General features: G+C 62.7%; 14 protein-coding genes and 4 pseudogenes. 10 read left to right on the top strand and 8 right to left on the bottom strand.

Annotation, left to right across the window (positions count from 1 at the left end):
• Positions 1-33: 33 nt before the first annotated feature.
• Positions 34-426: pseudogene (locus SPYCW_RS11600) on the top strand (integrase core domain-containing protein); the annotation flags it as partial.
• Positions 427-672: 246 nt separating this feature from the next.
• Here the strand turns inward: SPYCW_RS11600 and SPYCW_RS11595 are convergent.
• Positions 673-1656, bottom strand: a complete 984-nt coding sequence (locus tag SPYCW_RS11595; protein ID WP_232014683.1) for a TonB-dependent receptor domain-containing protein — start codon at positions 1654-1656, stop codon at positions 673-675.
• 56 nt (positions 1657-1712) lie between these two features.
• On the opposite strand from SPYCW_RS11595, the pseudogene SPYCW_RS11590 reads away from it, so the two are divergent.
• Positions 1713-2494 (top strand): annotated as a pseudogene (locus SPYCW_RS11590) (IS5 family transposase).
• Here SPYCW_RS11590 and SPYCW_RS11585 read toward each other — a convergent pair.
• Together SPYCW_RS11585 and SPYCW_RS11580 are read right to left on the bottom strand one after the other, a co-directional pair.
• Entirely contained in the window at positions 2462-3529 is a 1068-nt protein-coding gene (locus SPYCW_RS11585; protein ID WP_120216955.1) for a HAMP domain-containing protein, read from the bottom strand. The pseudogene SPYCW_RS11590 and the gene SPYCW_RS11585 overlap by 33 nt on opposite strands.
• A complete protein-coding gene (locus SPYCW_RS11580) occupies positions 3526-4143 on the bottom strand; it encodes a methylamine utilization protein (RefSeq protein WP_120216954.1) in 618 nt (205 codons plus the stop codon). Before SPYCW_RS11580 ends, SPYCW_RS11585 begins: the two co-directional genes overlap by 4 nt.
• 93 nt (positions 4144-4236) lie before the next feature.
• Between SPYCW_RS11580 and SPYCW_RS11575 the strand changes: the two genes are divergently transcribed.
• Positions 4237-5127: a DUF3034 family protein gene (locus tag SPYCW_RS11575; RefSeq protein ID WP_120216952.1), complete on the top strand. Its 891-nt coding sequence runs from the start codon at positions 4237-4239 to the stop codon at positions 5125-5127.
• Between the two features lie 10 nt (positions 5128-5137).
• On the top strand, positions 5138-5662 hold the full coding sequence (locus tag SPYCW_RS11570; RefSeq protein ID WP_120216951.1) for a group I truncated hemoglobin: 525 nt from the start codon (positions 5138-5140) through the stop codon (positions 5660-5662).
• Between the two features lie 41 nt (positions 5663-5703).
• Here the strand turns inward: SPYCW_RS11570 and SPYCW_RS11565 are convergent, their stop codons facing one another.
• The 5 genes from SPYCW_RS11565 to SPYCW_RS19165 form a co-directional block, all read right to left on the bottom strand.
• Positions 5704-6315, bottom strand: a complete 612-nt coding sequence (locus tag SPYCW_RS11565) for a plasmid pRiA4b ORF-3 family protein (protein WP_120218190.1) — start codon at positions 6313-6315, stop codon at positions 5704-5706.
• Positions 6312-7853: an IS66 family transposase gene (gene tnpC / locus SPYCW_RS11560; protein WP_120216388.1), complete on the bottom strand. Its 1542-nt coding sequence runs from the start codon at positions 7851-7853 to the stop codon at positions 6312-6314. Before tnpC ends, SPYCW_RS11565 begins: the two co-directional genes overlap by 4 nt.
• 53 nt (positions 7854-7906) lie before the next feature.
• Positions 7907-8254, bottom strand: a complete 348-nt coding sequence (gene tnpB / locus SPYCW_RS11555; protein WP_006963110.1) for an IS66 family insertion sequence element accessory protein TnpB — start codon at positions 8252-8254, stop codon at positions 7907-7909.
• Entirely contained in the window at positions 8251-8607 is a 357-nt protein-coding gene (tnpA, locus tag SPYCW_RS11550) for an IS66-like element accessory protein TnpA (protein ID WP_052182212.1), read from the bottom strand. Before tnpA ends, tnpB begins: the two co-directional genes overlap by 4 nt.
• A gap of 391 nt (positions 8608-8998) precedes the next feature.
• A complete protein-coding gene (locus SPYCW_RS19165) occupies positions 8999-11077 on the bottom strand; it encodes a phage integrase central domain-containing protein (protein ID WP_197715639.1) in 2079 nt (692 codons plus the stop codon).
• A gap of 146 nt (positions 11078-11223) precedes the next feature.
• On the opposite strand from SPYCW_RS19165, the gene SPYCW_RS18825 reads away from it, so the two are divergent.
• From SPYCW_RS18825 to SPYCW_RS11520, 6 genes and pseudogenes are all read left to right on the top strand, one after another.
• Complete coding sequence (locus tag SPYCW_RS18825) at positions 11224-11463, top strand: hypothetical protein (protein WP_145985978.1); 240 nt, start codon at positions 11224-11226, stop codon at positions 11461-11463.
• Between the two features lie 731 nt (positions 11464-12194).
• Positions 12195-12527: pseudogene (locus SPYCW_RS11540) on the top strand (transposase); the annotation flags it as partial.
• Between the two features lie 184 nt (positions 12528-12711).
• Positions 12712-13493: pseudogene (locus SPYCW_RS11535) on the top strand (IS5 family transposase).
• A gap of 47 nt (positions 13494-13540) precedes the next feature.
• The gene (locus SPYCW_RS11530; protein ID WP_232014682.1) at positions 13541-14770 is read left to right on the top strand and encodes a putative bifunctional diguanylate cyclase/phosphodiesterase; all 1230 of its coding nucleotides are present in this window, start codon (positions 13541-13543) and stop codon (positions 14768-14770) included.
• 646 nt (positions 14771-15416) lie between these two features.
• Positions 15417-22490, top strand: coding sequence for a putative Ig domain-containing protein (locus SPYCW_RS11525; protein WP_120216947.1), 7074 nt, complete (start codon positions 15417-15419; stop codon positions 22488-22490).
• Between the two features lie 253 nt (positions 22491-22743).
• Positions 22744-24429 carry an ATP-binding response regulator gene (locus SPYCW_RS11520; protein ID WP_120216945.1) on the top strand — a complete coding sequence of 562 codons (1686 nt, stop codon included), beginning with the start codon at positions 22744-22746 and terminating at the stop codon, positions 24427-24429.
• Positions 24430-24433: the final 4 nt, after the last annotated feature.

Genomic DNA, 24433 nt, shown 5'->3' with positions numbered 1-24433 from the left:
TCCGCCCCGCGTGGGGGAAAATTATCACTTACCAGGATCCACACCATCCTGACAGATAACGGCGTACAGTTCGTGCAGCGGGACCAAGGCGGCCCACTGGGATGGATCGGCCATATCTTCGGCCGTGTCTGCGAGCAGAACGGCATCGAGCATCGCCTCACCAAGCCCTATCACCCATGGACCAACGGCCAGGCCGAACGGATGGTGCGCACCATCAAGGAGGCCACCGTCAAATCCTTCCATTACACGTCGATCAATGAACTGCGCCGCCATGTCCGCGACTGGCTCGTCGCTTACAACTTCGCCAAGCAGTTGAAGGCTCTGCGCTTCAAGACAACCTACGAGGCCATCGAAGAGCTCCGGAAATCCAAGCCAGATATCTTCGATATGAAACCACTCCATCACATGCTGGGACTAAACACCTAACAGTCCACGCGGACCACTCGGTGGGGGCCGGTCAGATTCGAGGGGCAGGAGCCAATGTGCCTCCCATATCGCTCGCGCGAGACGCAAGTTTCCGCAGTGCGCACGCCGGACGTATCTCACACCCATTCCTCGCCCAAGACTGCAATTGGCGCATGAAATCGGCGTCGGAGGGCCTGCTACTGGCCCTCCGACGCCGCGATTTTCATGCGGTATAATTTTTCCCGATCGATTGGGACAGCTAAAGCATTAGAATTTTGCGCCGATCGCGACACCATAACGCCGCGGATCAAGCGTGTAGATATTTGTAAAATTACCGGAAGATGCATCGGTGACATAAAGTCCGGTAACTGAGTTGCTATCGAAGATATTCTGAACGAACCCCCGGACAAACCAGCGCTCGTCGGCACCATTCAACTGCAAAACTGCATTAGCCTGTACGAAAGGTTGGATGCGATTAATTCTGCCGTTGAAGATATTGCCATATTGCTTTCCGGTCATGGAAATGTCGACGCGGGGGACGAGTGTCATACCATTCCCGACCTCTGCCGTGTACTGCACGCCCATCGAGACCTTGACATTCGGCGCTTGCGGCAATGTGTTGCCCTTGATGTTAACCTCGACGCCAGGACTCAATACCTGGATCCCGCTGTTCGCAGGGATAGCGCTCGCGAGGACACCGCAAATGCCGAACGCGCCGCTGGAGGCGATATTGCCGTCCGAAGGAAATTCCTGCGGTGCGCGAAGGCCGAGAGCCGCATTTACGCCCGCAACGAACGCATCAGCAACGCCAGGCGCAGGTCCCGTGACAGCGCAGTGCGCACCATTGCTGATGTCCTTGATAATCACGGCATCAGGATCCCCGCCGCCCGGATCACGCGGATTGGAGAAGAATTGATCGCCGGCGACCTTGGCATTGAGATAGCTGAAGGACAGATTGATAAGCCAGTTCGGGTCCGGCCTGATGACAGACTCCAGTTCGACACCCCAGATATTGGCGTCAACCGTGTCATTCACGGACGTTCTTGCCACGATGCGGCTGAGCTGCAGTCCACTATATTTGTAGTAAAATGCGGTGGCATTGAGTTGTAACGCGCCGTTTGCGAAGACGTTCTTGGAGCCGATCTCGAAGGCATCGATCGTTTCAGAGCCGAAACTCTCGCTGACGGCGAAAATCGGAGAAAGCGGAGGATTGATCCCGCCGGATTTGTAACCCCTAGGCCGTGTTGACAAAAGGGATTCCCAATCGCGTCGACTTCTGATTCAAGACTGCTTTTTGAGGAGCAGTCATGGGTCGCGGGGATTTGTCGGAAGCGGAGTGGGATCTGATTGGGCCGCTGCTGCCGCCTGAGCGCGGTCGTTGGGCGCGGCCGGCGGGCGATAACCGGCGGTTCCTCAATGGAATGCTTCACGTGCTGCGGGTCGGCTGCCCCTGGCGCGACATGCACGAGCGCTACGGCAAGTGGAACTCGGTCTATGTCCGCTTCCGGCGCTGGGCCGAACAGGGTGTCTGGGATGCCCTGCTGCAAACACTGGTCGATCTGGGTCTAACCGACGACTGGCAACACATGATCGACAGCACCAGCGTTCGCGGCCACGTCTCGGCAGCGGGCGGAAAAGGGGGGCTTGTGCGAACGCTCTTGGTCGATCACGCGGCGGCTTTACGAGCAAAATCCACGCCCGCTGCGACAATCAAGGACTGCCTGTCGGCTTCATCCTGACCGGCGGCGAGGCTTCCGATTACACTGCTGCCGAACCGCTGATGGCGATCCCCGTCGCCACACCCAAGGCGCTGCTCGCGGACAAGGGATATGATGGTGATCGCTTCCGGGAAAGCCTGCTGGTCCGGGGCATCCTGCCGATCATCCCGCCTCGCTCGAACCGCAAGGTGCCAGAGCATCCCGACTATCGCCGCTACAAGGACCGCAACCGCGTCGAGCGCATGTTCGGCAAGCTAAAACAGCAACGACGCATTGCAACACGCTATGACAAAACCCTGCTCTCGTTCGAGAGCTTCCTCAACCTCGCCGCCATGCGACTATGGCTGAAATCTTTTGTCAACACGACCTAGTCCATCGTGGAGCGCAACGTGCGTGATCTGCCGTTCGCGCTCCGCAATCGCGTCAACCATGGTATTGAAGCTCGCACCGAGTCTTCCGATCTCGTCCTCCGACGTAATTTCGACCTTCGCGTCCTTGCCTTCTCCAAGCCGCCGCGTCGCGTTGTCAAGAGCGCGCAGTGGGCTGGTGATGGTCCGGGCAACACGCCAGCTCAGCACGACGACCAGCGACAGGCCGGCGGCCGCGAGCGCCGCAAGCAGCCATTGAAGGCCGGAATATTCGGCCAGCGCCTCGCTGAGTGAGTGGTTGAGAAGAAGCCGCGGCCGGAGACCCTGCTGCAAGGCGGGGAGCGCCGTTACATGATGCAAGATTCGATCGCCATCGTCGGTTTCGACAACACTCCCTAGAGTTGCGTTGCCAAGCGCGGCTGGGAGACGCGACGCCGGCAGCACGCGCGCATCGATATCGACCGCGGCGAGACGGCTCAGCCGCTTCATCTCGGCGGCATCGAGCGGCTGGGCCATGACGAGCCAGCCGATTGTATCCGGCGTCTCCACAGGCGAAGCGGCGGCCAGGGCAAGTTTTTCGCCAAGCCGAATTACCCCGCGCTCCTGCCCCGCATCGAGCGCGTCCCACAAATCTTCGACGGCAGGCAATGCCGCATCCGACGAACCGACGATGCTGCCGTCGAGGCCAACGACGAAGGCCGCGGCGCTGCGCGAACGCTGCCGCAGGCTGAGCAGTGCGCTTTCGATGGTCGCGTCGTCATGCGTTGCCACAGCCTCTCGAAACCCGAAGTCGCGCGACAGGATATCGGTCGACCCCCGCATTTGCTGGGCCCGCAAGGCAATGATCTCGTCAAAGACGCGGGCGTTCGCGGCCAGATCACGCAATGCACTATTCTCGCCGAAACGCGCAACCCCATTGCCCGCCAGAAGCACGACCGCCGCGAGCACGAGCGCAAACAGCGTCGCATAGGCGACCGCGATACGAAGCTTCAGTGATCGAAAACGAAAGCGCGCCGCAATGGAAAGCGATAACGTCATCGCAGCCTTAACGCGATCTTCTGGCTGGCCGCTCCGGCGCCGACAACGACGGCGCGCTTGACCTCTCCCCCGGGTGTCCGGGCACGTGGGTGCCAAATGGTCAGCTGATAGGTGCCCGCCGCCATGCCCGACAAGCGGACAAGACCGTTCTGGTCGGTTTTTGCGGCATAAGGCGTGTCGACCACGCGTATATATCCTCGCATCTGATCGTGGATATTGCATCCGAGCGCGACGGTGCCGACGACCGGGAAAGCCTGCGACCGCGACTGATCGCGCCCATAGAGGTCGATCTCGAACCGCGCCGCTTTGGAAAAGCTGAAGACGCTGTGCCGGACGGTATCAAGGTTGGGAAAAGCGACACTGCCGCCCTTGGCGACAATGAGTGTACCGGGCGTGAAGGTGACGTTCTTCTGCGCCATGGCGGCACGCCCCGGAAAGCGGATCGCTCCGCCGCGCCAGCCGCCGCTGGGATCGAGTTCGACGACCGCGTCACGCACCGGGACACCACGCTCGTCAACGACCTGGACCTGCATCGACGCAGGCGTCGCAGCCCATGCAGCGGCAATCCATATGCCCGGGCCGAGCAACGCAGCAAGGATGATTGGTCCCTTCATTTGCGCCGAACTAGGGCTAGTTATTTAATTTTGCGTCAAAATTTGGAGCGCATGGTTAACACAATCTTAGCCGATTGATGTGATGTCTCCATTATGGACCAACCTCTTCCCATACGCGGCCTGCTGGCCGGACTTGCTTTTTCGTGCGTCCTGGCCTCGCCAGCCGCGGCGCAGGAAAGCGCGCTGCTCGACGGCGGAAAATTGTTGCTGACGAACGGTGTCGCAACGATCGAGGGCACCAGCGGCGGCGGCCTTGCGACATGGGCGACGATCAGCGGTCGCGAAACCGATGTCGGCGTCGGCTTGTCGGCGCACGGCACGATCATCGAACTCCCCGACTATGGGTGGACGAGTTATGGGCTGTCGGTCGGGCTCTTTGACCGCGTCGAACTTAGCTATGCACGCCAGAACTTCGATACGCGCGATGTAGGAACCGCGCTCGGGCTCGGCGAGGGCTATATGCTCAACCAGGATGTGTTCGCCGCAAAGCTCCGGATCGCGGGCGATGTCGTCTATGGCAATCCGCTTGTTCCGCAGATCGCAGCGGGCGTCCAGCACAAGCGAAGCAGCGATACGCCCGTCGCTCTCGCGGTGGGTGCTGCCAACAGCCAAGGCACCGACTTCACGCTATCGGCAACAAAATTGTTCCTCTCGCACAGCGTCCTCGTCAATACGACGGCGCGGCTGACCAAGGCCAACCAAGGCGGCCTGCTCGGCTTCGGCAGCGCAGGAGAAAATAGTTACTCGCTCCAGTTCGAGGGATCGGTTGCTTATCAGCTGTCGCGCCGCGCGGTCATCGGCGCCGAATATCGCACCAAGCCAGACAATCTCGCCATCGCGCGGGAGGATGATTGGTGGGATCTGTTCGCCGCCTATGCCGTGACCAAGAATCTGACCGTCACCGCCGCCTATGTCGACCTGGGTTCGATCGCGACGTTCGACAACCAGCGTGGCGGATTTCTGTCCGCGCAGCTCGCCTTTTGAGGACCGCCCAATGCTTATCCTTGCCGCCGCACTACTGACGCAGTCCGTCGCCGAGCCGCCGGTGGACTGGGACAAGGAATTCGGCGTCGAAGAAAAAATGCGCGATCCTGTTACCGGCGAGTTTCCGGTTGATCCCTATGTCCAGGGCGACGGCAATGCGGGAGCCAAGCCGTTCGACGGCGAGGCGATGGCCGACGCCTTCGGCGGTCAGGCAGGCATCCGCCGGATCGCCAACCGGACGGTCGAACTGTCGGAAGCCGACCCGCGCATCGCCGCGATCTTCGCGTCACACGACATGGTTCGACTGAAACGGACCTTGTTCGAGCAGTTCTGCTATATTCTCAATGCGGGCTGCATTTATACGGGGCGCGACATGACCGCTTCGCACAAGGATCTCGGCGTGCGGACGCGAGATATGAATGCCCTCGTCGAAAATTTGCAGCGTGCGATGCGAGAGGAGAATGTCTCCTTTGCTGCGCAGAACCGATTTCTCGCAAAGCTCGCGCCCATATCGGGGGCAGTGATCACGAGGTAGAGCGGGCTTGCATGTAAGCGTGGTCAGGAAACCGCCATCGATTAGCTGTCGCGGGATTTAGCGTCGGCGTAGGCGGCTTTTCCCTGCGCCCTTCGCTTGGCGAGCTTTGCCATGCGTGCGCTGATCTCGTCGGGGCTGATATCGGCGGGGTCGAAGGGTCGGCCATACCATTCGATCATGGATTTGCGTTCGGGATGACGCGGCTTGGACATGGCCTCAAGGAACTCTTCGAACCCTGGTGTGCCACCGACATCTTCGGGCGGGGCTCGCCGTTCGCCATCGACGAAGCGGGGGTAATTGGTGCCGGGAATGGTGGATGAGATCTCTTCGATCTCGATACGATGTCGCCAGTTGTCCCCGAAATCATAGGTGTAGGTGAAGCTGGTGATGCCGCGCTCGGCGAGCTTGCTGATGCGCATATTGGCAGCGTCACGGGTACGGACCATGAAAGCATCGTCATCATCGAAGCGGATGCCATAGGCGGCATCGCCAATGTCGAACTGGAACAGATGGTAGTTCTCGAAGAGCATGCAGGCCTGGATCGCGAGGTGCAGGGTCTTGAGGCTGTTGGTGACGGGAAGTTCGACACGGCGCCAGATGGCGGGCTTCATGTCTTCGAGCGTTATGCGAATCCGGGCGATCTGATCGGTCATGCCGCCATGCATACGGGTGCGGTCTGTGCTGTCCAGTTCCACGGCATGAGCTCGTCCCAGCGGGAGGCGGGCCAGCCTGAGGCGATCTTCTCGATGACATCGGCAATATAGGCCTGCGGCTCGACGCCATTGAGCTTGGCCGTCTCGATGACGGAGTAGATGGCGGCGGCGCGTTCGCCGCCGGCCTTCGATCCGGCGAACAGCCAGTTCTTGCGCCCGATCGCGATCGCTCGGATGGCGCGCTCGGCGATATTGTTGTCGATCTCCGCCATGCCCTCGTCGATGTAGCGGGTCAGCGCGTCCCAGCGCTTGCGACCATAGGCGAGCGCCTTTGCCATCGCCGACTTGGGCGATAGGCGGCGCAGGGCGTCGTCGATCACGCCACGAAGCGCGTCGATCTTTGGCATTGCTTGCTCTTGCCGGTGTCGGCGCCGGACATCAGGCGGCTGGCCGCGGACGTCCTCTTCGATCCGGTAGAGCCCGGCGATGCGATCGAGCAGGTCGGTGGTTAGCGGCGTCGGGCTCGTCTGGTGGCACTCGAAGATCTTGCGGCGGAAGTGCGCCCAGCAGGCGACCTCCTGGATGCCGTTGCCCTGGTAGAGCTTGTCATATCCGGCATAACCGTCGGCCTGAAGAAGGCCGGTGAACGACCCCAGCTCGCTCTGCGGATGGATGCCGCTGCGATCGGGGGTGAACCGATACCAGGCGAGCGCCGGGGTGGCGGCGCCCGATGCGCGGTCATCGACGACATAGGCCCAGAGCCGCGCCTGCGCGGTGCGGCCCTTGCCGGGCACGAGCATCGGCACCGGCGTGTCGTCGGTGTGGAGCTTGGCGGCCTTCAGTCCTTCCTCGCGGATGCGGCTCACGATGGGATCGAGCAGATGCGCGGCCTGGCCCGCCCAGCCGGCGAGGGTTGAACGATCGATGTCGATGCCCTGCGCCGCCATCATCTCTGCCTGGCGATAGAGGGGGAGATGGTGATCGAACTTGTGGACGACGACATGGGCGAGCGTCGCGAAGCTGGCCTTGCCACGCGCTATGGCCTTCACCGGCGCCGGTGCCTGGACAATCCTGTCGCAGGCGCGGCAGCTATACTTGGGCCGCACGGTGCGGATGACGCGCCACTGGACCGGGGCAATATCGAGCTGCTCATCACTGTCGTCGCCAAGCGGGCGCAGCGCGCCGCCGCAATCGGGACAGGTGCAGCTGCCGGCCTCGGGCTCGATCCGCCGTTCCGCGCGCGGCAGATGATCGGGCAATGCGCGCACCGGCGATACCCGTTCGGCGGGTGCCCGCTCACTCGTTCGGCTGTCGGCGACCTCAGCCTCGCCTTCGAGTTCTTCGAGGGCCAGCTCGAGCTGCTCGATCTGGAGCGCGAGCTTCTCCGAGGACTGGCCGAAGGTCATGCGGCGAAGCTGCGCGAGCTGGTGGCGGAGGGTGTCGATCAGCGTATCGCGCGCCGCCAAAGCGGCTTCGAGCTCGGCGATCCGGGCGTCCTTGTCGATGCTGGAAGAGGCTGGTTCCGACACGCGGAACATCTAGCAAAAGTGGCTCCGCGATGCCAGTAAAACCCTCACTAATCCGCCACTTTTTACCCTGCGAGCAAGGGCGCCGCGGTGCGTTCGGGACGCCGCCAGTCAATGCCTTCGAGCAGCATCGAAAGCTGCGCCGCGGTGAGGCTGACCTTGCCCGCCTTGGTGATCGGCCAGACGAACCGGCCACGGTCCATGCGCTTCGAGAAGAGGCACAGGCCCTGGCCATCATACCAGAGCAGCTTGACCAGATCGCCGCGCTTGCCGCGGAACGCGAACAGCGCGCCCGAGTGCGGACTCTTCTCCAGCACCTGCTGCACTAGCACCGCGAGGCCGTCGAACCCCTTGCGCATATCGGTGGCGCCGCAGGCCAGATATATCCGTGTCGTCGGCGGTAACGGGATCATCGGGCAAGGACGGACATCACCCGTGCCAGCGCATCGGCATCGACCGCCGCGTCGACGGTGAGCCGCACGCCTGACGGCAGCTCGATCCCGATCTGGCCGCTGCCTGCCGTTGCCGGGGCCGGAACGGACACCTCCACCTCGGCGAACGAGGGTGCCGGCGTGCGCTTCGCTCCCGTCAGATCGCCAGCCAGGGCCTGTCGGCGCCACGTATAGAGCAGCCCGCTGCCGACCGCGTGCCGCTGGCATGTCGCCGAGACCGAGCCGTCGGGGCCAAATGCCTCGCGCAGGATCGACAGCTTCTGATCCACCGACCAACGGCGACGGCCGCCAACGACCGCGATCCGACTGCTCATACGATCACTCATATGACCAGTCACAAGAGCACTCGCTCCCGCCGCTCCGATATCCTCGCTCATCACCGCTCCTCGCAAAGAGCGGCTATCAGCACCCCGGAACGCCGTCCCGCAAGGCGGCCTTCACACCACGGTTACGCTTGCATACCGCACTGCCCATCAGAGATGGCCATCAGCAGACTGTCGGCTTCCAATCGGACGTTCAAGAAAGCGGACACAATTGATCGACGCCGACCTGGTCGCGAATTAACGCGCTACTTCACGCATGTGGAAGCAAGCGCGAGCGATCCGAGAGGACCGGCGGCTTTTCCCAAGCCGGGAGCAGCGATCAAGTCGTCGACGTCAACGGGCCTGCCATACCCGGCCAAACTTTCACTAAGGTGCTGACGGATTAAGCCAAGCAGCTGCGGATGCCCGAGTCCGTAACCTCCAGACCGAAAATTGCATGGGTAAGAGTTCCGACGTTTTCACCGAATGTCTCCGTCGTTGGGCGTTCGATCTTGGCTTGCCGCCCGATACGGCGAATTCGCCATACACAGGATTTTGGGACCTCTTGGAGGATGACCGGCGAGTGAGTAGCGATAATGGCTACGCCATTTCGGTTGATGAGCAGATCGGAAAGCGAACGAATTAGCGCGGAGAGTAGTGGCGGATGCAGATGCGCCTCCGGCTCGTCGAGCAGAACCAAGGATCGCTCCTCAAGCGTCTCGACTACGCGCGTAATCGTAAGCAGCACGATCTTGTGACCAGAACTGAGCTTGGAATAGAGTTCGCGCGCGCTCTTACGCAGCGCTTTTAGCGCCTCGCGACGCTCCAGCGTTTCCATTAGGTCGCGATATTCATCGATCAAGCGCCAGACCTCCGCCCGCTTGAATATCCGGTCGGATTCGAGAAGCATCAGCGCCCGACGCCATCGCTCGCACTTGGCATTCTGCGTCAAGATAAGCTGAACGGACTGGCCAAAATCCGCAGCAAGATCGTCCGGCGATTTCGGCGGCTTTGGGTTTCCGTCCTCGTCCTTACCGATGTGCTTCAGGCCGATATACTGATAGCGTACGGAGGTAAGCTTATTCTCCTTGTTCGGTAACGGCTCGAATGGGTCGAAGGCGCTGAATGTCACCGAGATGATATTCGGAAACGCCAACGCCTCGCCGAAATCATCGGTTTCTTCCCAAACAAAGTCTCCGAACTTACCTTCGTCGGGTCGGACCAAAGCATTCGTCATCTGATTGACCGCGTGGGTTTTGCCCACGCCATTTCTGCCAATAAGGACGTGAACGTTCGTCGGAGGTGATGACTCTGGTCGGACCTTGAACTGGAACGTCGGCGGCTCATTGCCCCGTCCCCATGGCGGAGCTGTATAGGCGCGCCGCACACCGTCATTCTCCATATGCGCAAGCTGTCGCTCGATCGCGTCGGGATTGAATCGCCCGCTTTCGTTAAGCAGCGTGGCCGCCATCGCGCGAAAGCCGTGCGCGGTCATTTCCTCTTGACCGAAGCCGAGCGCCCGGAGGGCGGCATTTACGGTGTTCTCGGACATTGGCCGGCGGTCGGTACGAAAGGACGGGAAGCAATAGCGGCCGGTGCCGGTAAGATCCCAAAGCTCCTCAAACATGTTCACAGCCTGCGTTGAGAGCGGCACCTTGTGCGCTCGGCGCATCTTCATCTGTTCCGCCGGAATATTCCAGACCGACCGGTCGAAGTCGAACTCGCTCCATTCGGCATGACGCAGTTCTCCCGGACGCACGAACAGGTGTGCCGAAAGCTTGAGCGCGAACAAGGTAACGCCATGGCCGGTATAGCCGTCGATCGCGCGCATAAGCTCGCCGGCACGCGTGGCTGTCGTGATTGCGGCGAGGCGCTTCGGCTTTGGGACCGTGAGCGCACCGCGCAGATCGCCTGTGGGATCGCGCTCGGCGCGTGTCGTGGCAACGGCGTAACGGAACACCCGCCCCAAGACGCTACGCATCCGCCTTGCGCTCTCGTAGCGCCCGGTCGCTTCCACCGAACGCAGCACGAGGAGTACTTCATGGGCCGTGATCTTCGCGATCGGCCGCGTCCCGATTTTCGGATAGGCCTTGTCGAGCAGCCAGCGGATCTTGCTGAGTGTAATTTCGGCCATGCCTTCGCGCTCGTTCTTGGCGATCCATTCCAGGGCAACCGATTTGAAGCTGTTATCCTCCTCGACACGCGCCTTCGCGAGGTCGGCCTTTCGCTGATGCGACGGGTCGATCCCGAGCGCCAGCAAGCGCCGTGCCTCATCGCGCTTCGCTCTTGCATCCGCGAGGCCGAGGGCCGGCCACTGTCCAAGCGACTGGGTCTTTTGCTTGCCGAGCCAGCTGTAGTTCAGGCGCCAGAGCTTCGAGCCGTTCGGCTTGACGAAAAGGTGCAACCCGCCGCCATCGAACATCTTGTAGGGTCGCTCGCGGGCTTTCGCGTTCGCGATGGTCGTGGCAAAGAGCTTGCTCATAGGGGTATCGCCTTCTCGAAGAGGCAAAAGCGATACCTATCTGGGTGCCCGATTTGTTCCCGATTGGTGCCGCATCCGCCCGGATTTGACCGGACGGCCATAGCAAAAAAAACGGCTGAAATCAGCCGTTTTCTGGACGTTCTCCGATGTCCTCGAAAGAACAAATGGTGCCCAGAAGAGGAACTGAACTGGGCATCAAAGCGGCGGAAATCCGATGCAATCAACAACGAGATACCGCTGAAACCATCATAGAAACCATCACAAAATTTGGCAAGGGCTGGACGATATCGGAAGCCGATTTTTGGTTGCAAATTCGCTCGCGATCGCAGTCGCAGCTTTTCAAGCTCGCCGGCAGAAAAATCGCCGACCGAGTAATCATTTTATGAGCGTCGAATTCGAGCTGGCAACTTGCTAGCTATTGCGGCCCAGTCCTGTTGACGAGGCCAATAAGGTCGAGACCACGCGTTCGAGTTCGGCCAGTGCGGCAATTGCCCCCATTCCCAAGAACGACCGCGCGCGCCCGGCGCTGGCCAACGGGCCGCCTTGCGCCGATCGCCTCAGAGAGTTGCCGCACATCCGCCAAAGGACGACAAATGGAGGCTTTGAGCGTCGATCATAACGGTCGAGTTCGCGCCTCGCGCTGTCGCCCGGGTCGTCTTGCAACTATGTACGGTGCCCTTCCGACCAGGCCAAAACAAATCCCATAGCTCAATCCCAGAGCCCACGCGGGTTCCCCCATCAGAGGCTTTCGTACGCTAAAGCGCCCGAGCCCTTCGCGTTAGGATGTGGATTAGCGCCAGAATGGGGCTCTGACTCACTTTTGGTGCAAGTGCGTTGATAGTGGCGAGTTTTTCCCCGAAGGAGGAGATCGCCATGCATGGGAGAGGTTTTCGCGAAGCCATTGCGCCAACAGGATTGGTGATCGACAAGGTCGAGTATGCCGCCGATCAGATACGGATCACCCGGCGATCCCGATTTCGAGTTTCGATTTACCCGAACTGCTGCCGCCCATCTGCGCGTGTCTGATCTGCCCCCTTCTGAGTGGTCCAAAATTGATGATATTTTGGACGACGAAGGAGATATAGAATGCCGAGCAAGAAGCATCGCCCGGAAGAGATTAACCGATCCCGATCAGTTCCGGTCGGGAAGGCAATTCGCCGCCTGGCTCGGCCTAACTCCGCAGCAGCACTCCACCGGCGGCAAGACCAGGTTGGGTGGCATCTCGAAGCAGGGAGACCGATATCTGCGCCGACTGCTCGTCGTCGGCGCCACCGCCGTCATGCGCCACATCAAGGATAAGCCAACGCCCATGGCCGACTGGATCAGGAAACTCTCGGAGAAAAAGCCGTTCAGGGTCGTCTCCGTGGCGCTTGCCAACAAGTTGGCCCGGATCGCCTGGGTCGTGCTGACCCGGAAGGAAGCCTATGGGCCCTATCAACTGACGACCTAACAGAATACCGAACAACCGAATTGGCAGTGGCAGTCAATGATGAGTAACGATCGAGCCAATGGTGAAACCAACCCGTCTGATTCAATGCGCTTCAACCGCGCGCCAACTTGATTAGGCCGTGTTGACAAAAGGGATTCCCAAATCCTCCTCCTTCTGATTCAAGACTGCTTTTTGAGGATCAGTCATGGGTCGCGGGGATTTGTCGGATGCGGAGTGGGACCTGATTGGGCCGCTGCTGCCGCCTGAACGTGGTCGCTGGGCGCGGCCGTCGGGCGATAATCGTCGCTTTCTCAACGGCATGCTTCACGTGCTGCGGGTCGGCTGCCCTTGGCGCGACATGCACGAGCGCTACGGCAAGTGGAACTCGGTCTATGTCCGCTTCCGGCGCTGGGCCGAACAGGGTGTCTGGGATGCCCTGCTGCAAACGCTGGTCGATCTGGGTCTGACCGACGACTGGCAACATATGATCGACAGCACCAGCGTTCGCGGCCATGTTTCGGCAGCGGGCGGAAAAGGGGGGCTTGTGCGAACGCTCTTGGTCGATCACGCGGCGGCTTTACGAGCAAAATCCACGCCCGCTGCGACAATCAAGGACTGCCTGTCGGCTTCATCCTGACCGGCGGCGAGGCTTCTGATTACACCGCTGCCGAACCGCTGATGGCGATCCCCGTCGCCACACCCAAGGCGCTGCTCGCGGACAAGGGCTATGATGGTGATCGCTTCCGGGAAAGCCTGCTGACCCGGGGCATCCTGCCGATCATCCCGCCCCGCTCGAACCGCAAGGTGCCAGAGCATCCCGACTATCGCCGTTACAAGGACCGCAACCGCGTCGAGCGCATGTTCGGAAAGCTCAAACAGCAACGACGCATCGCCACTCGATATGACAAAACCCTTCTCTCGTTCGAGAGCTTCCTAAACCTCGCCGCCACGCGGCTATGGCTGAAGTCTTTTGTCAACGCGGCCTAACCAATCTGCCCAATCGCAAATTGTTTGTCGAACAGCTGGATCATGCCTTGCTGCGCCGCCGCGACGATATGCAATTGATGGTCGTCTACGTCGATCTTGACGATTTCAAGGTCGTCAACGATACGCTCGGACACCCCGCCGGGGATACGCTGCTTCGCAACGTGGCCGCGCATCTTCAGGATGTGCTTGGCGATGCCATTGTCGCGCGACTGGGAGGCGACGAGTTCGCGATTCTGCTCAGTGACCTGCCAGCGACCGAGAATCTCGCGGCTCTGGCCGATCGGCTCCAGGATTGCTTTGATCGCTCGATCGTGATCGACGGTCAGCAGGCGGATGCCTCGGCGAGCCTCGGTATCGCGGTTGCGCCTGCTGATGGGGTCGATGGGATCACCTTGATGAAGAATGCCGACCTTGCGCTTTACCGCGCCAAGCGTGACGGCAAGTCGACATATCAATTCTTCGAACGCTCCCTCGACGAGCAGGCGCGTTATCGGCGACAGATGGAGCTCGACCTCCGTCTAGCTATCCGCGACGGCGGTTTCGAACTCCACTTCCAGCCACTCTACAGCCTCCAGGAGGAGCGGCTCAAGGCGTTCGAGGCGCTCATTCGCTGGCCGCACCCCGAGCGCGGGATGATCAGTCCCGCCGAATTCATTCCGCTTGCGGAAGAAACGGGTCTCATCGTTCAGATCGGTGAGTGGGTCGTTCGCGAAGCTTGCCGGCAGGCAGCTTCCTGGCCGGGCGATCTCGCGGTGGCGGTCAATATCTCGCCCAAGCAGTTCCTCAGTCCAAATCTGGCGACGGTCGTCTTATCGGCGCTCGCAACTTCGGGACTTCCCGCGACCCGCCTCGAACTCGAAATCACAGAGAGTATTTTCATTTCCAACGTGGAACGCACGCTCGATGCGCTCCACGGCCTGCGCAAGCTCGGCGTCCGGATTGCGCTCGACGATTTCGGGACCGGCTATTCCTCGCTCAGCTATCTGCGGTCGTTCCCGTTCGACAAGCTGAAAATCGACCAGAGCTTCGTTCGCGACCTAACGGCGGGCGGCAATGCGAATGCCGTCATTCGCGCGATCACCACTCTGGCCGATGCCCTTGGGATGGAAACATTGGCCGAAGGCGTCGAGGATGAGGCGCAGGCGGAGATCCTCCGGCAGGAAGGGTGTCGTCAGATTCAAGGCTATCTGCTCAGCAGACCGATCAATGCACGCGCCGTCCATGAGTTCATCGACGAGATGCAAAACATTGCCGAGGTCGAACGAATGCGCGCGTGAGCGTTGCTATGAGTGGCAGGCTGTGCGCGGACGTCAAATGTCCGCTTCTTTGTCGGAAGCGCTAAAAGCTGCCTGACCGCAACCGGCCAGAATCGGTCGCGGGCTCTCGTCAGATTGATGTTGGCGACCGTTCCGGACGGGATGGATTTGGGTCATTCTCGCCGCATCTGGAACTCGAACCGCCACAGGGAATTTTTTCGTGGGCCACGACTTGGGTCATATTGAAAACCAAATCTGATTTTCTCTGTTTGATCAATTTCTTAAGGGCAGAAAAAGAGTCCTCTTCTGGCACCATTTTTCCTTTGCGGGGATTCCGCAAAAGCCCGAAAATCGATTTTCCTTTTGCGGGCGTTGTTCAATGCCTTCGTCGGCGTGGTCGCTGCTCGATCGCGGCGGTGCGTCAACGGCCGCGCACCGCGTTGGCTTCCTTGTTTCAGTAACCCGGGATTTTTCGCCCGGTTGGGGCGCGCAGGGCGTTTCGACGCCCTATATTCTGGCTGGCAAAAGCGGTCTGAATCTATGCGGTTAAATCCCTCAACTTATATGAACTAGCACATTTCCCTTCCTAGTGATGCGGCGTCCCCGCTCCTAGGGTCCGCCGCGGGCGGTCTTGGTCATTTGATGGACCCCGTGGGGACGGAATATTATGAAACTGGCGGTTTTGCGCGTGGCGATGGCGCGATGGATGGCGATTGCGGTGCTGGTCGTGCTGGGCGCGCTGTTGCCACAGTCGGCGAGCGCGCAGCATACGTCGGCGGAATGTCCGCCGCAGAGCGCCACCGTAACGAGCGGCGGCACCGTGACGATCAACATCTCCGATTGCGAATTCCCTGGAAACGGGGGGCTCGGCGATATCGACGGCGGGTCTTTCGGCCCCGCAGACCTGGAGGATCATGGCACCGCAACGACAAGGCGTACGGGCGGTGAATGGTTTCTGGATTATAGTCACAACGGCACCACCGGCATTGGCTCGACCGACGTCTTTGAACTTGCCGACGGCTCGTTGGGCGGTACCGGTGATATTCGGTTTACGATCACGATCAATGCATCGGCCTCGCCGATCACCGTTACCCCGGGTTCCCTGCCGACTTTGACGGCCGGCGCCGCTTTTTCGCAGACTTTGTCCGCGAGCGGCGGACTTGCTCCCTATAGCTACACGCTGCAATCGGGCGTCCTGCCGCCTGGCCTGTCGCTCACGACGGGTGGAATATTGTCGGGGACGCCAACGCAGCGCGGCGCCTATTCGTTCAGCGTGCGCGCCACGGACAGCACGTCGCCGACAGCGCAATTCGTTGACAAGGGCTACACCGGATCGGTGCAGAACCCCAGCCTGTCGCTGGCAACGTCGACGGTCACGCTGGTGTCGGGGCAGGCGGCATCGGCGCAGCTCGCGACCAATGGCGGCGTGTCGCCGCATATCTATGCGACCGAACCGCCGGGTACGCCCATGCCGTTCGGCCTCAGCCTGTCGTCGGGTGGATTGATCACTGGAACGCCGTCGAGCACCGGTACGGCGACGATCCAGTTGCGAGTGACCGACGGGAGCACCGGTCTGGCTCCATATTTCGAGCTGGAAACACTGACCATCAATGTGATTGCGCCGCCTAGCGTCTCAATCGCGGTAGCGCCAGCATCGGTATCCGAAGATGGTGCGACCAACCTGGTCTATACCGTCACGCGCAGCGCCGGGAGCGCCAGTCCACTGATTGTGAACCTCGCGACGTCAGGGATGGCAACCAGTGGGACCGACTATAACGGCGGCGTGGCGTCCGTCACGATTCCGGCCAATGCCACGACCGCGACCGTCACCATCGACCCGACGGTCGATGGCACGGTGGAAGCCGATGAAACGGTCACACTGACCGTCGCGGCGGGGGCTGGCTATGTGGTCGGCGTCCCGGCATCGGCGACCGGAACCATCCTGAACGACGATTTACCGACCGCTTCGATTACAGTTTCGCCGGCAAGCGTCGTGGAAAATGACGGGCCGAACCTGGTGTACACGATTGCGCTGAGCTCCGCGGCCGTATCGCCGCTGACGATCAATTACACGATCGGCGGGGACGCGATTAACGGCGCCGACTATGGACCGATAGGAACTTCTGTCGTCATCGCCGCGGGTGCAACCAGTCAGACGATCATCGTCAATCCCAACAACAACGGCACCATCGAACCCCACGAGACGGTGATCCTCACCCTGGCGGCGGGCGCCGGTTACACGATCGGCGCGCCGAACAGCGCCACCGGGACGATACTGAACGATGATTTCCCCAGCGTCGCTGTCAGCAGCGTCACGGCAAATGAAGGCAACAGCGGCACGACGAATATGGCCTTTACGGTCGACCTGTCGGCGCCCGCCGCGACCGGCGGCGTGACTTTCGATATCGCGACCTTCAACGGTACCGCCACCGCGGGTCAGGACTATGTCGCGAACAGCCAGACCGGCGTCGTGATCCCCGCCGGGGCGACGTCGGCGACGTTCACCGTCGTCGTCAACGGCGATATGCTGAACGAGGCGAACGAGACCTTCTTCGTCCGCATCGCCAATGTGACCGGCGCATTCGTCAACGGGTCGCAAGGCACCGGCACGATCACCAATGACGATGCGCAGCCCACGCTGTCGATCAGCAGCCCGTCGATCGTCGAGGGTAATATCGGCACGCGGACGCTAAACTTCGTCATGGCGCTCGACGCGCCGAGCGGCCTTGGCGTGACCGTCAATGTGGCGACCGCCAACGGCACCGCCACCGCAGGCAGCGACTATGTTGCGGCGAGCGGAGGATTCTCTTTCGCGCCCGGCGAAACCAGCAAGACGTTTCCGGTGACCGTCAACAGCGACACCGCCCCGGAAGGCGACGAAAGTTTCACCGTCACCATGTCCGGCGTGACCAACGCGACGATCGGCGCCAACCCCGGCACGGGCACGATCACCAACGACGATGTGCCGCTCGACATCCAGCCGGTCAACCTGCCCAGCGGGACCGTCGGCATCCTGTACAGTGCGATCCTGACCACCAGTGGCGGCGTCTCGCCCTACAGCTATGCCGTGACCGCGGGCGCCATTCCCACCGGGCTGACCTTCAATCCCAACGGCACCCTTTCGGGCACGCCGGTGGCCGCGGGCAATTTCAGCTTCACCATCACCGCAACTGACAGCAGCGGCGCGCCCGGACCCTTTACGGCCAGCCGCGCCTATACCGTGGCGATCGCGGCGCCGACGATCGTGCTCGATCCGGTGACGCTGCCGAACGCGACCTTTGGCGTGGCATATAGCCAGACGATTACCGCCGACGGATCGATCGCGCCCTATAGCTTTGCGGTGACCTCGGGATCGCTGCCCCCCGGCTTGACGCTGGCGCCCGGCGGAACGCTGTCGGGCACGCCGACGCTCAGCGGCAGCTGGGGCTTCACGATCACCGCCACCGACGCCACTGCGGCGCCCGGACCCTATGCCGGTGCGCGCGCCTATTCGATCACGGTTGCCCAAGTGCCGCTGGTCCTGCCGCCTACCACGCTCCCGGACGGTGCAACCGATGTCGCCTATTCGGCGCAGATCGCGTCCGCCACCGGCGGCGTTGCCCCGTACAGCTATGTCGTGACCTCGGGCGAACTGCCTTACGGCCTGACGATGTCGGCTTCGGGTGCGATCACCGGGACCCCGACGACCGCCAATCTGTTCAGCTTTGTCGTCACGGCGACCGACAGTGATGGCGGCGTGGGGCCGCAGGTCGTCCAGCAAAGCTATTCGATCAACATCGTCAACACGCCGCCCGTCGTTGGAGCGGTCACGGCCAATGTGGCTTATGGCGCGGGGCTCACCCCGATCCCGCTCAGCATCACCGGCACCGCAAACTCGGTCGCGGTGGTCACGCCGCCGACGGCTGGGCGCGCAATCGTCGACCGGATGACGATCAGCTATATTCCCGACACCGGCTTTGCCGGGACCGACAGCTTCACTTATCTTGCCAGCAACAATGGCGCCAATTCGGCACCGGCCACCGTGACGATCAGCGTCGCCAACCCGGCGATCACGATCACCGCGGGCGGACCGCTGACGGCGACGGTCGGGGTGCCTTACGGGGAAACCTTTACCTTCAATGGCGGAACCCAGCCCTTCACCAATTATCAGGTCACCGGCCTGCCAGCCGGGGTGCAGGTCGGGAGCAGCGGTGCGAATACGGTTGCGATCATCGGAACGCCGACCAGCGCGGGCAGCTTCCCGATCACCGTATCGGCGACCGATGCCTCGACCGGGACGGGGCCGTTCAGCACGAGCCAGGTCTTCACGCTTGTCGTCGCAGCACCGACGCTGAGCATGACCCCCGGGGCAGGGACGCTGACCGCCGCCTATAACACCCTCTTCTCGCAGGCCTTTACCGCCAGCGGCGGGGTCGGGCCGTTCACTTATGCGCTCACCGGCGCATTGCCCGCCGGGCTGACCTTCGCGGGCAACAGCCTCAGCGGAACCGCGACCGCGCCGGGCAGCTATCCGGTAACCGTCACCGCGACCGATACCGGATCGACAGGCACCGGATCGCCGTTCACCATCGCGCAGAATTACATCATCAACGTGCCCGCGCCGACGATCATGATTTCGCCGGAAAGCCTGCCGAACGGCACCGTCGGTGCCAGCTACAGCCAGACAGCGAGCGCGTCGGGTGGGGTTGCGGCCTATGGTTATGCGGTAAGCGCGGGCGCGCTGCCGCCCGGACTGAGCTTGTCGGCTGGCGGCGTCATCGCGGGTACCCCGACGGCGGGTGGCAGCTTCAATTTCACGCTGACCGCAACCGACGCCAATGCCCAGACGGGCAGCCGCGCCTATACCTTGGCCATCGGCGCGGCGCTGGTGTCGCTGCCCCCGACGACGCTCGCGGGCGGGCAGGTCGGCTTTGCCTATAACGCGCCGCTCAATCCCGCGAGCGGCGGCACCGCGCCGTACAGCTATGTCGTGACGGGCGGCGCGTTGCCCGGCGGGGTGACCCTGTCGGCAGGCGGGACGCTGTCGGGTACGCCGACCGCCTTTGGCACCTTCAATTTCGCGGTGACCGCCACCGACAGCAGCACGGGCAGCGGGCCTTATGCGGCGACGCAGAATTACACGCTGCTGGTCGAACAACCGGCGCCGATCGCCAACCCCGTATCGGCAACGGTCGCTTATGGCAGCACCGCCAACCCGATCGTGCTCAACCTGACCGGCGGCGCGGCAGCGAGCGTTGCGATCGTGACCTCGCCCGCAAACGGGACCGCGGTCGCCAGCGGCGCCAGCATCACCTACACCCCGAACGCTGGTTATGCGGGCGGCGACAGCTTCACCTACACCGCGACCAACGCGGGCGGGACGTCGGCACCGGCAACGGTGACGATCGCCGTCGCCAATCCGGCGATCGCGATCACCGCGGACGGGCCGCTGACCGCGACGGTGGGGACGGCCTACAGCCAGACCTTCACCTTCAGCGGCGGTGCACAGCCCTTCTCGGGTTATCAGGTCACGAACCTGCCGAGCGGGCTGGCGATCAGCGGCAGCAGCGCGAACAGCGTGACCATCGCGGGTACGCCGACGGCGGCGGGCAGCTTCGCGCTCGCGGTGTCGGGCACTGATGCCTCGACCGGCAGCGGGCCGTTCAGCACCAGCCAGACCTTCACCCTGGCTGTCAGCGCGCCGACGCTCGCGCTGACCCCCGCAATGGGCAGCTTCACCGCCACCTATGCGGCGGCGTACAGCCAGGCGCTCACCGCGACCGGCGGGGTCGGTCCCTATAGCTACAGCCTGACCGGCAATCTGCCGGCGGGCGTTACCCTCAATTCGTCGACCGGACTGCTTTCCGGGTCGCCGACGGCGTCGGGGAGCTTCAGCTTCGCCGTGACCGCGACCGATACCGGATCGACCGGGGCAGGTGCGCCGTTCACCGTGCAGGGCAATTACAGCCTGACCGTCGCGGCGCCGCTGGTCGCGGTGACTCCGACCACCCTCCCGGTCGCAACCGCCGGCGCCGCGTACAGCGCGACGCTGACCGCCGCGGGCGGGGTCGGGCCATATCGCTTCGTGTTGAACGGCGGCGCGCTGCCCGCAGGGCTGGCGCTGTCGCCAGGCGGCATCGTGTCGGGAACGCCGACGGCGGCAGGCGCCTTTGCCTTCACGGTCAACGTCACCGACGCCAATGGCCAGACGGGCGCTGCCAGCCTGACGCTGAACGTCGCCAATTCCGCGATCACCGTCACGCCGGTCACGCTGCCGGGCGGCACGCAGGGGGTCGCCTATAGCCAGCGGATCACCGCAGCGGGCGGTATCGCGCCGTACAGCTTCGCGGTCAGCTCGGGCGCGCTGCCTGCGGGCCTTGCGATCAATGCGACCACGGGTGTTATCGCCGGGACGCCGACCGGATCGGGCGACGCGACCTTTGCGATCACCGTCACCGACAGCACCGGCGGCACGCCATCGACCGCGACGATCACTTACACTTTGCGTATTGTGGCGCGGCCCAACCCGGCGAACGATCCCGAAGTGCGCGGGCTGGTCCAGGCACAGGTCAATTCGGCCCGCCGTTTCGTCGATATCCAGATCGGCAATTTCAGTCGGCGGCTCGAAGGAATGCGCCGCGGCGGTGGCAGCGGCGGGTTCAGCAACTCGCTGCGGATCAGCGCATCGGATCATTGCATCGACACGGTCACCGCATGGACCAATCCGATCTGCGCCAATAGTGGCGGCAACGCCATGGGCGGGGGCACTCGTCAACCGGGCGGCTTTGGCACCAACCCGCACGGCGGTCCGGTGACCGGCGGCACGATGGGCGGCGGGCTGCTCGGCGGCGGGGCGATCGGCGCGGCGCCGACTGGCGACGGCAGCGACGCGGCGGCCAACGCCAATGGGTCGGGGGGCAGCGCCCCATCGCCGCTCACGATCTGGGCGGGCGGCACGATCCGCTGGGGCGACCGTGACGAAAAGACCGGGCGCCCCTCTGAACGCTTTGAATCGGAAGGCGTGACCTTCGGTACCGACTATCGCTTCAACCCGTCCTTTGCCGCCGGTATCGGCATCGGCCTCGGGCGTGAGACAACCGATGTCGGCCGCAACGGGTCGCAGAGCGAAGGCGAGGCGAAAACGCTGGCGATCTACGGCAGCCACCTGCTCGGCGGCGGGCTCTATCTCGACTGGCTCGCCGGTTATCAGTGGCTCGATTTCGACCTCCGCCGCTATGTCACGCTGTCGGGTGCGATGGTCAACTCGTCGCGCAGCGGCCGCCAATGGTTCGGCTCGGTTTCGGCGGGCGCCGACATCGAAAGCGGCAACTGGCGCTTTACGCCCTATGCGCGGATCGATGCGCAGCGCGGCACGCTGAACGGCTATACCGAAAACAGCGGTTCGGTGTTCGACCTCTCCTATCGCCATCAGGACGTGGCCTTCACGTCGATCGGGGCCGGGGCCAAGTTCGATTATCGCATCGCGGTCGAAAACGGCTTCTTCCTGCCGCGGCTGCGGCTGGAATATCAGCGCGACATCGAACGCGACAGCGAGGCGTTGGTCGCCTATTTCGACCAGCTCTCGGGACCGTTCAACGCTGTGCCGCTGACCGGCTATGCCCGCAGCCGGTTCCTGATGGGGCTGGGGGTCGAAATGATGATCGGCGATCGGACCGCGGTCGATGTCGAATATTCGCGGCGCGACAACAGCGGGGCGGGGGTCGATCAGGGCGTGTTGATCAACCTCAAGCAGGCGTTCTGATCCGCAGCCATGATGGCGCAACGGCGCCGCGATGATCTCGCGGCGCCGTTTCCCCGAGCAAGCTGTGCAGGCGCATCGCACCCGCCTGTCAGCGCCCGCAGCCATGCAGGACGCTGCTGGACGGACGCCACCGCACCGCCGCGGCAAAATGTCATGGTGCATCGGAACGCTTGCGCCCGCCGCTCCCCCACCGGCACATTCGTGCGCTGCGGCCGGGCGTCGCTTGGCGACTAAATTCAGAGACGGGTCGTAGATGCGATACGGGCAAATCGCCGCCGACATGGGTACAGGTGTGCGGGGGCTGTTCCGACGCGCGCACAGCACGCCGCTCGAAGACGCGCTGGAAGGTAAACAGTCGTGGATCCGCCTCGCGCTGCTGGTGCTGATTTCGACCTACGCCACCGTCGCCAGCATCATCGTGTCGCCCGATCACCGGGTCGAGCCTTGGGCGGTCGCCGTGCTGGGCTATTTCGCGTGCTATACGCCGCTCGCGATCGGCCTGCTCTATGTCATCCGACGCTATCCCGGCCATTATCCGGCGCGCCGTCTGTTTTCGATGGCCAATGACTATGCCGGACTGGGGTTCGCGATCATCGTCGGATGCCAGGTGATGCTGCCAATCTATGCTATGATCATGTGGGTCACGGTCGGCAACGGCCTGCGTTTTGGTTCGCGCTACATGATCGTCGCCGCGGTCATGGCGCAGGTCACGCTGGCGATCATCACGATGCTGACCCCCTATTGGCAGGCCAATCCGCCGCTGGTCGTCACATTGTCGCTGACCACGCTGATCGTCCCGCTGTACATCCGGACCCTGCAGCGCAGCACCGAACAGGCGCGCCGCGACGCCGAAGAGGCCAACGCCGCCAAGTCGCGGTTCCTGGCACAGGCCAGCCATGATTTGCGCCAACCCGTGCATGCGATCGGGTTGTTCCTCAACAGCCTGACCCAGACCGGGCTGGCGCCGGAACAACGTAGCATTGTCGATCGCATCGACCGCTCGCTGCAAGGCGTCGCCGAACTGTTCCGATCGCTGCTCGACATCTCGACCCTCGACAGCGGCGCGGTGACGCCGACGCTCGAGCCGGTTGCGATCCGCCAGCTGTTCCGGCTGCTCGAGCAACAGAATCAGGCGAGTGCCGAATGGGCAGGCGTCGATCTGCGTTTCGTGCCTTCCGACCAGGTCGTCTTGGCTGACAAGGCGCTGTTGCTGACGATGCTGCAAAACCTGGTATCGAACGCGATCAAATACGCGCCGCGCAGTCCGGTGCTGATCGGCTGCCGGCGCCGCGGCGCTTCCATGTCGATCTGGGTCATCGACCGCGGCCCCGGCGTGGCGGCGGAACATCTGCCGCGGCTGTTTGACGAATTTTACCAGATCCGCAAACTCGGCGGTGCCGACACCCAAGGGGTCGGCTTGGGACTTTCGATCGTTCGGCGGCTAGGTGCGTTGATGGGACTGGCTGCGGAAATTCATTCGCGGCCCGGCTATGGTACGGCGGTGGCGATCCACGGGCTGACACCAACGTCCGTCGCGGTGCGCGAGACGGGCGGCGATAGCGGCTATGCGGCGCCGCTACACGATTTGCGCGTCCTGCTGGTCGAGGACGATGTCGACGTGCTCGATGCCACCGCGCATCTGCTCCGTTCTTGGGGCGCGGCCGTGACGGCCTGGTCGACCGTCCCGCCGCAGGCTCAGCCGTGCGACCTGATCGTCACCGATTTCGATATCGGCGGCGGCCTGACCGGTGCCGATTGCATCGCGCTGCACCGGCACCAAATGCCGCGGCCGATGGCGATCGTGATGACGGGGCATGACGAAATGGCGATCGAAGAGATCATCGCCGACACCGCGGTGCTGATCCTCAAAAAACCGGTGCAACCCGCCGCGTTGCGGTCGGCGATCGCAGCGTTACGCCGCCGTGGTGCGCAGGGTTAGAGTC

The organism is Sphingopyxis sp. EG6 (genome assembly GCF_003609815.1).
Lineage (GTDB): Bacteria > Pseudomonadota > Alphaproteobacteria > Sphingomonadales > Sphingomonadaceae > Sphingopyxis.
The sequence above is the reverse complement of the archived record's forward strand: the minus strand, read 5'-3'. Positions and strand labels throughout refer to the sequence as shown.

Excerpts from the sequence above, each read along its gene's own strand:
- SPYCW_RS11575 (WP_120216952.1), top strand. The coding sequence starts at position 4,237 with ATGGACCAACCTCTTCCCATACGCGGCCTGCTGGCCGGACTTGCTTTT.
- SPYCW_RS11570 (WP_120216951.1), top strand. The coding sequence starts at position 5,138 with ATGCTTATCCTTGCCGCCGCACTACTGACGCAGTCCGTCGCCGAGCCG.
- tnpB (WP_006963110.1), bottom strand. The coding sequence starts at position 8,254 with ATGATCCCGTTACCGCCGACGACACGGATATATCTGGCCTGCGGCGCC.
- SPYCW_RS11520 (WP_120216945.1), top strand. The coding sequence starts at position 22,744 with ATGCGATACGGGCAAATCGCCGCCGACATGGGTACAGGTGTGCGGGGG.
- SPYCW_RS11565 (WP_120218190.1), bottom strand. The coding sequence starts at position 6,315 with ATGACCGATCAGATCGCCCGGATTCGCATAACGCTCGAAGACATGAAG.
- SPYCW_RS11580 (WP_120216954.1), bottom strand. The coding sequence starts at position 4,143 with ATGAAGGGACCAATCATCCTTGCTGCGTTGCTCGGCCCGGGCATATGG.
- tnpC (WP_120216388.1), bottom strand. The coding sequence starts at position 7,853 with ATGTTCCGCGTGTCGGAACCAGCCTCTTCCAGCATCGACAAGGACGCC.
- SPYCW_RS18825 (WP_145985978.1), top strand. The coding sequence starts at position 11,224 with ATGTCCTCGAAAGAACAAATGGTGCCCAGAAGAGGAACTGAACTGGGC.
- tnpA (WP_052182212.1), bottom strand. The coding sequence starts at position 8,607 with ATGAGCAGTCGGATCGCGGTCGTTGGCGGCCGTCGCCGTTGGTCGGTG.
- SPYCW_RS19165 (WP_197715639.1), bottom strand. The coding sequence starts at position 11,077 with ATGAGCAAGCTCTTTGCCACGACCATCGCGAACGCGAAAGCCCGCGAG.
- SPYCW_RS11525 (WP_120216947.1), top strand. The coding sequence starts at position 15,417 with ATGAAACTGGCGGTTTTGCGCGTGGCGATGGCGCGATGGATGGCGATT.
- SPYCW_RS11585 (WP_120216955.1), bottom strand. The coding sequence starts at position 3,529 with ATGACGTTATCGCTTTCCATTGCGGCGCGCTTTCGTTTTCGATCACTG.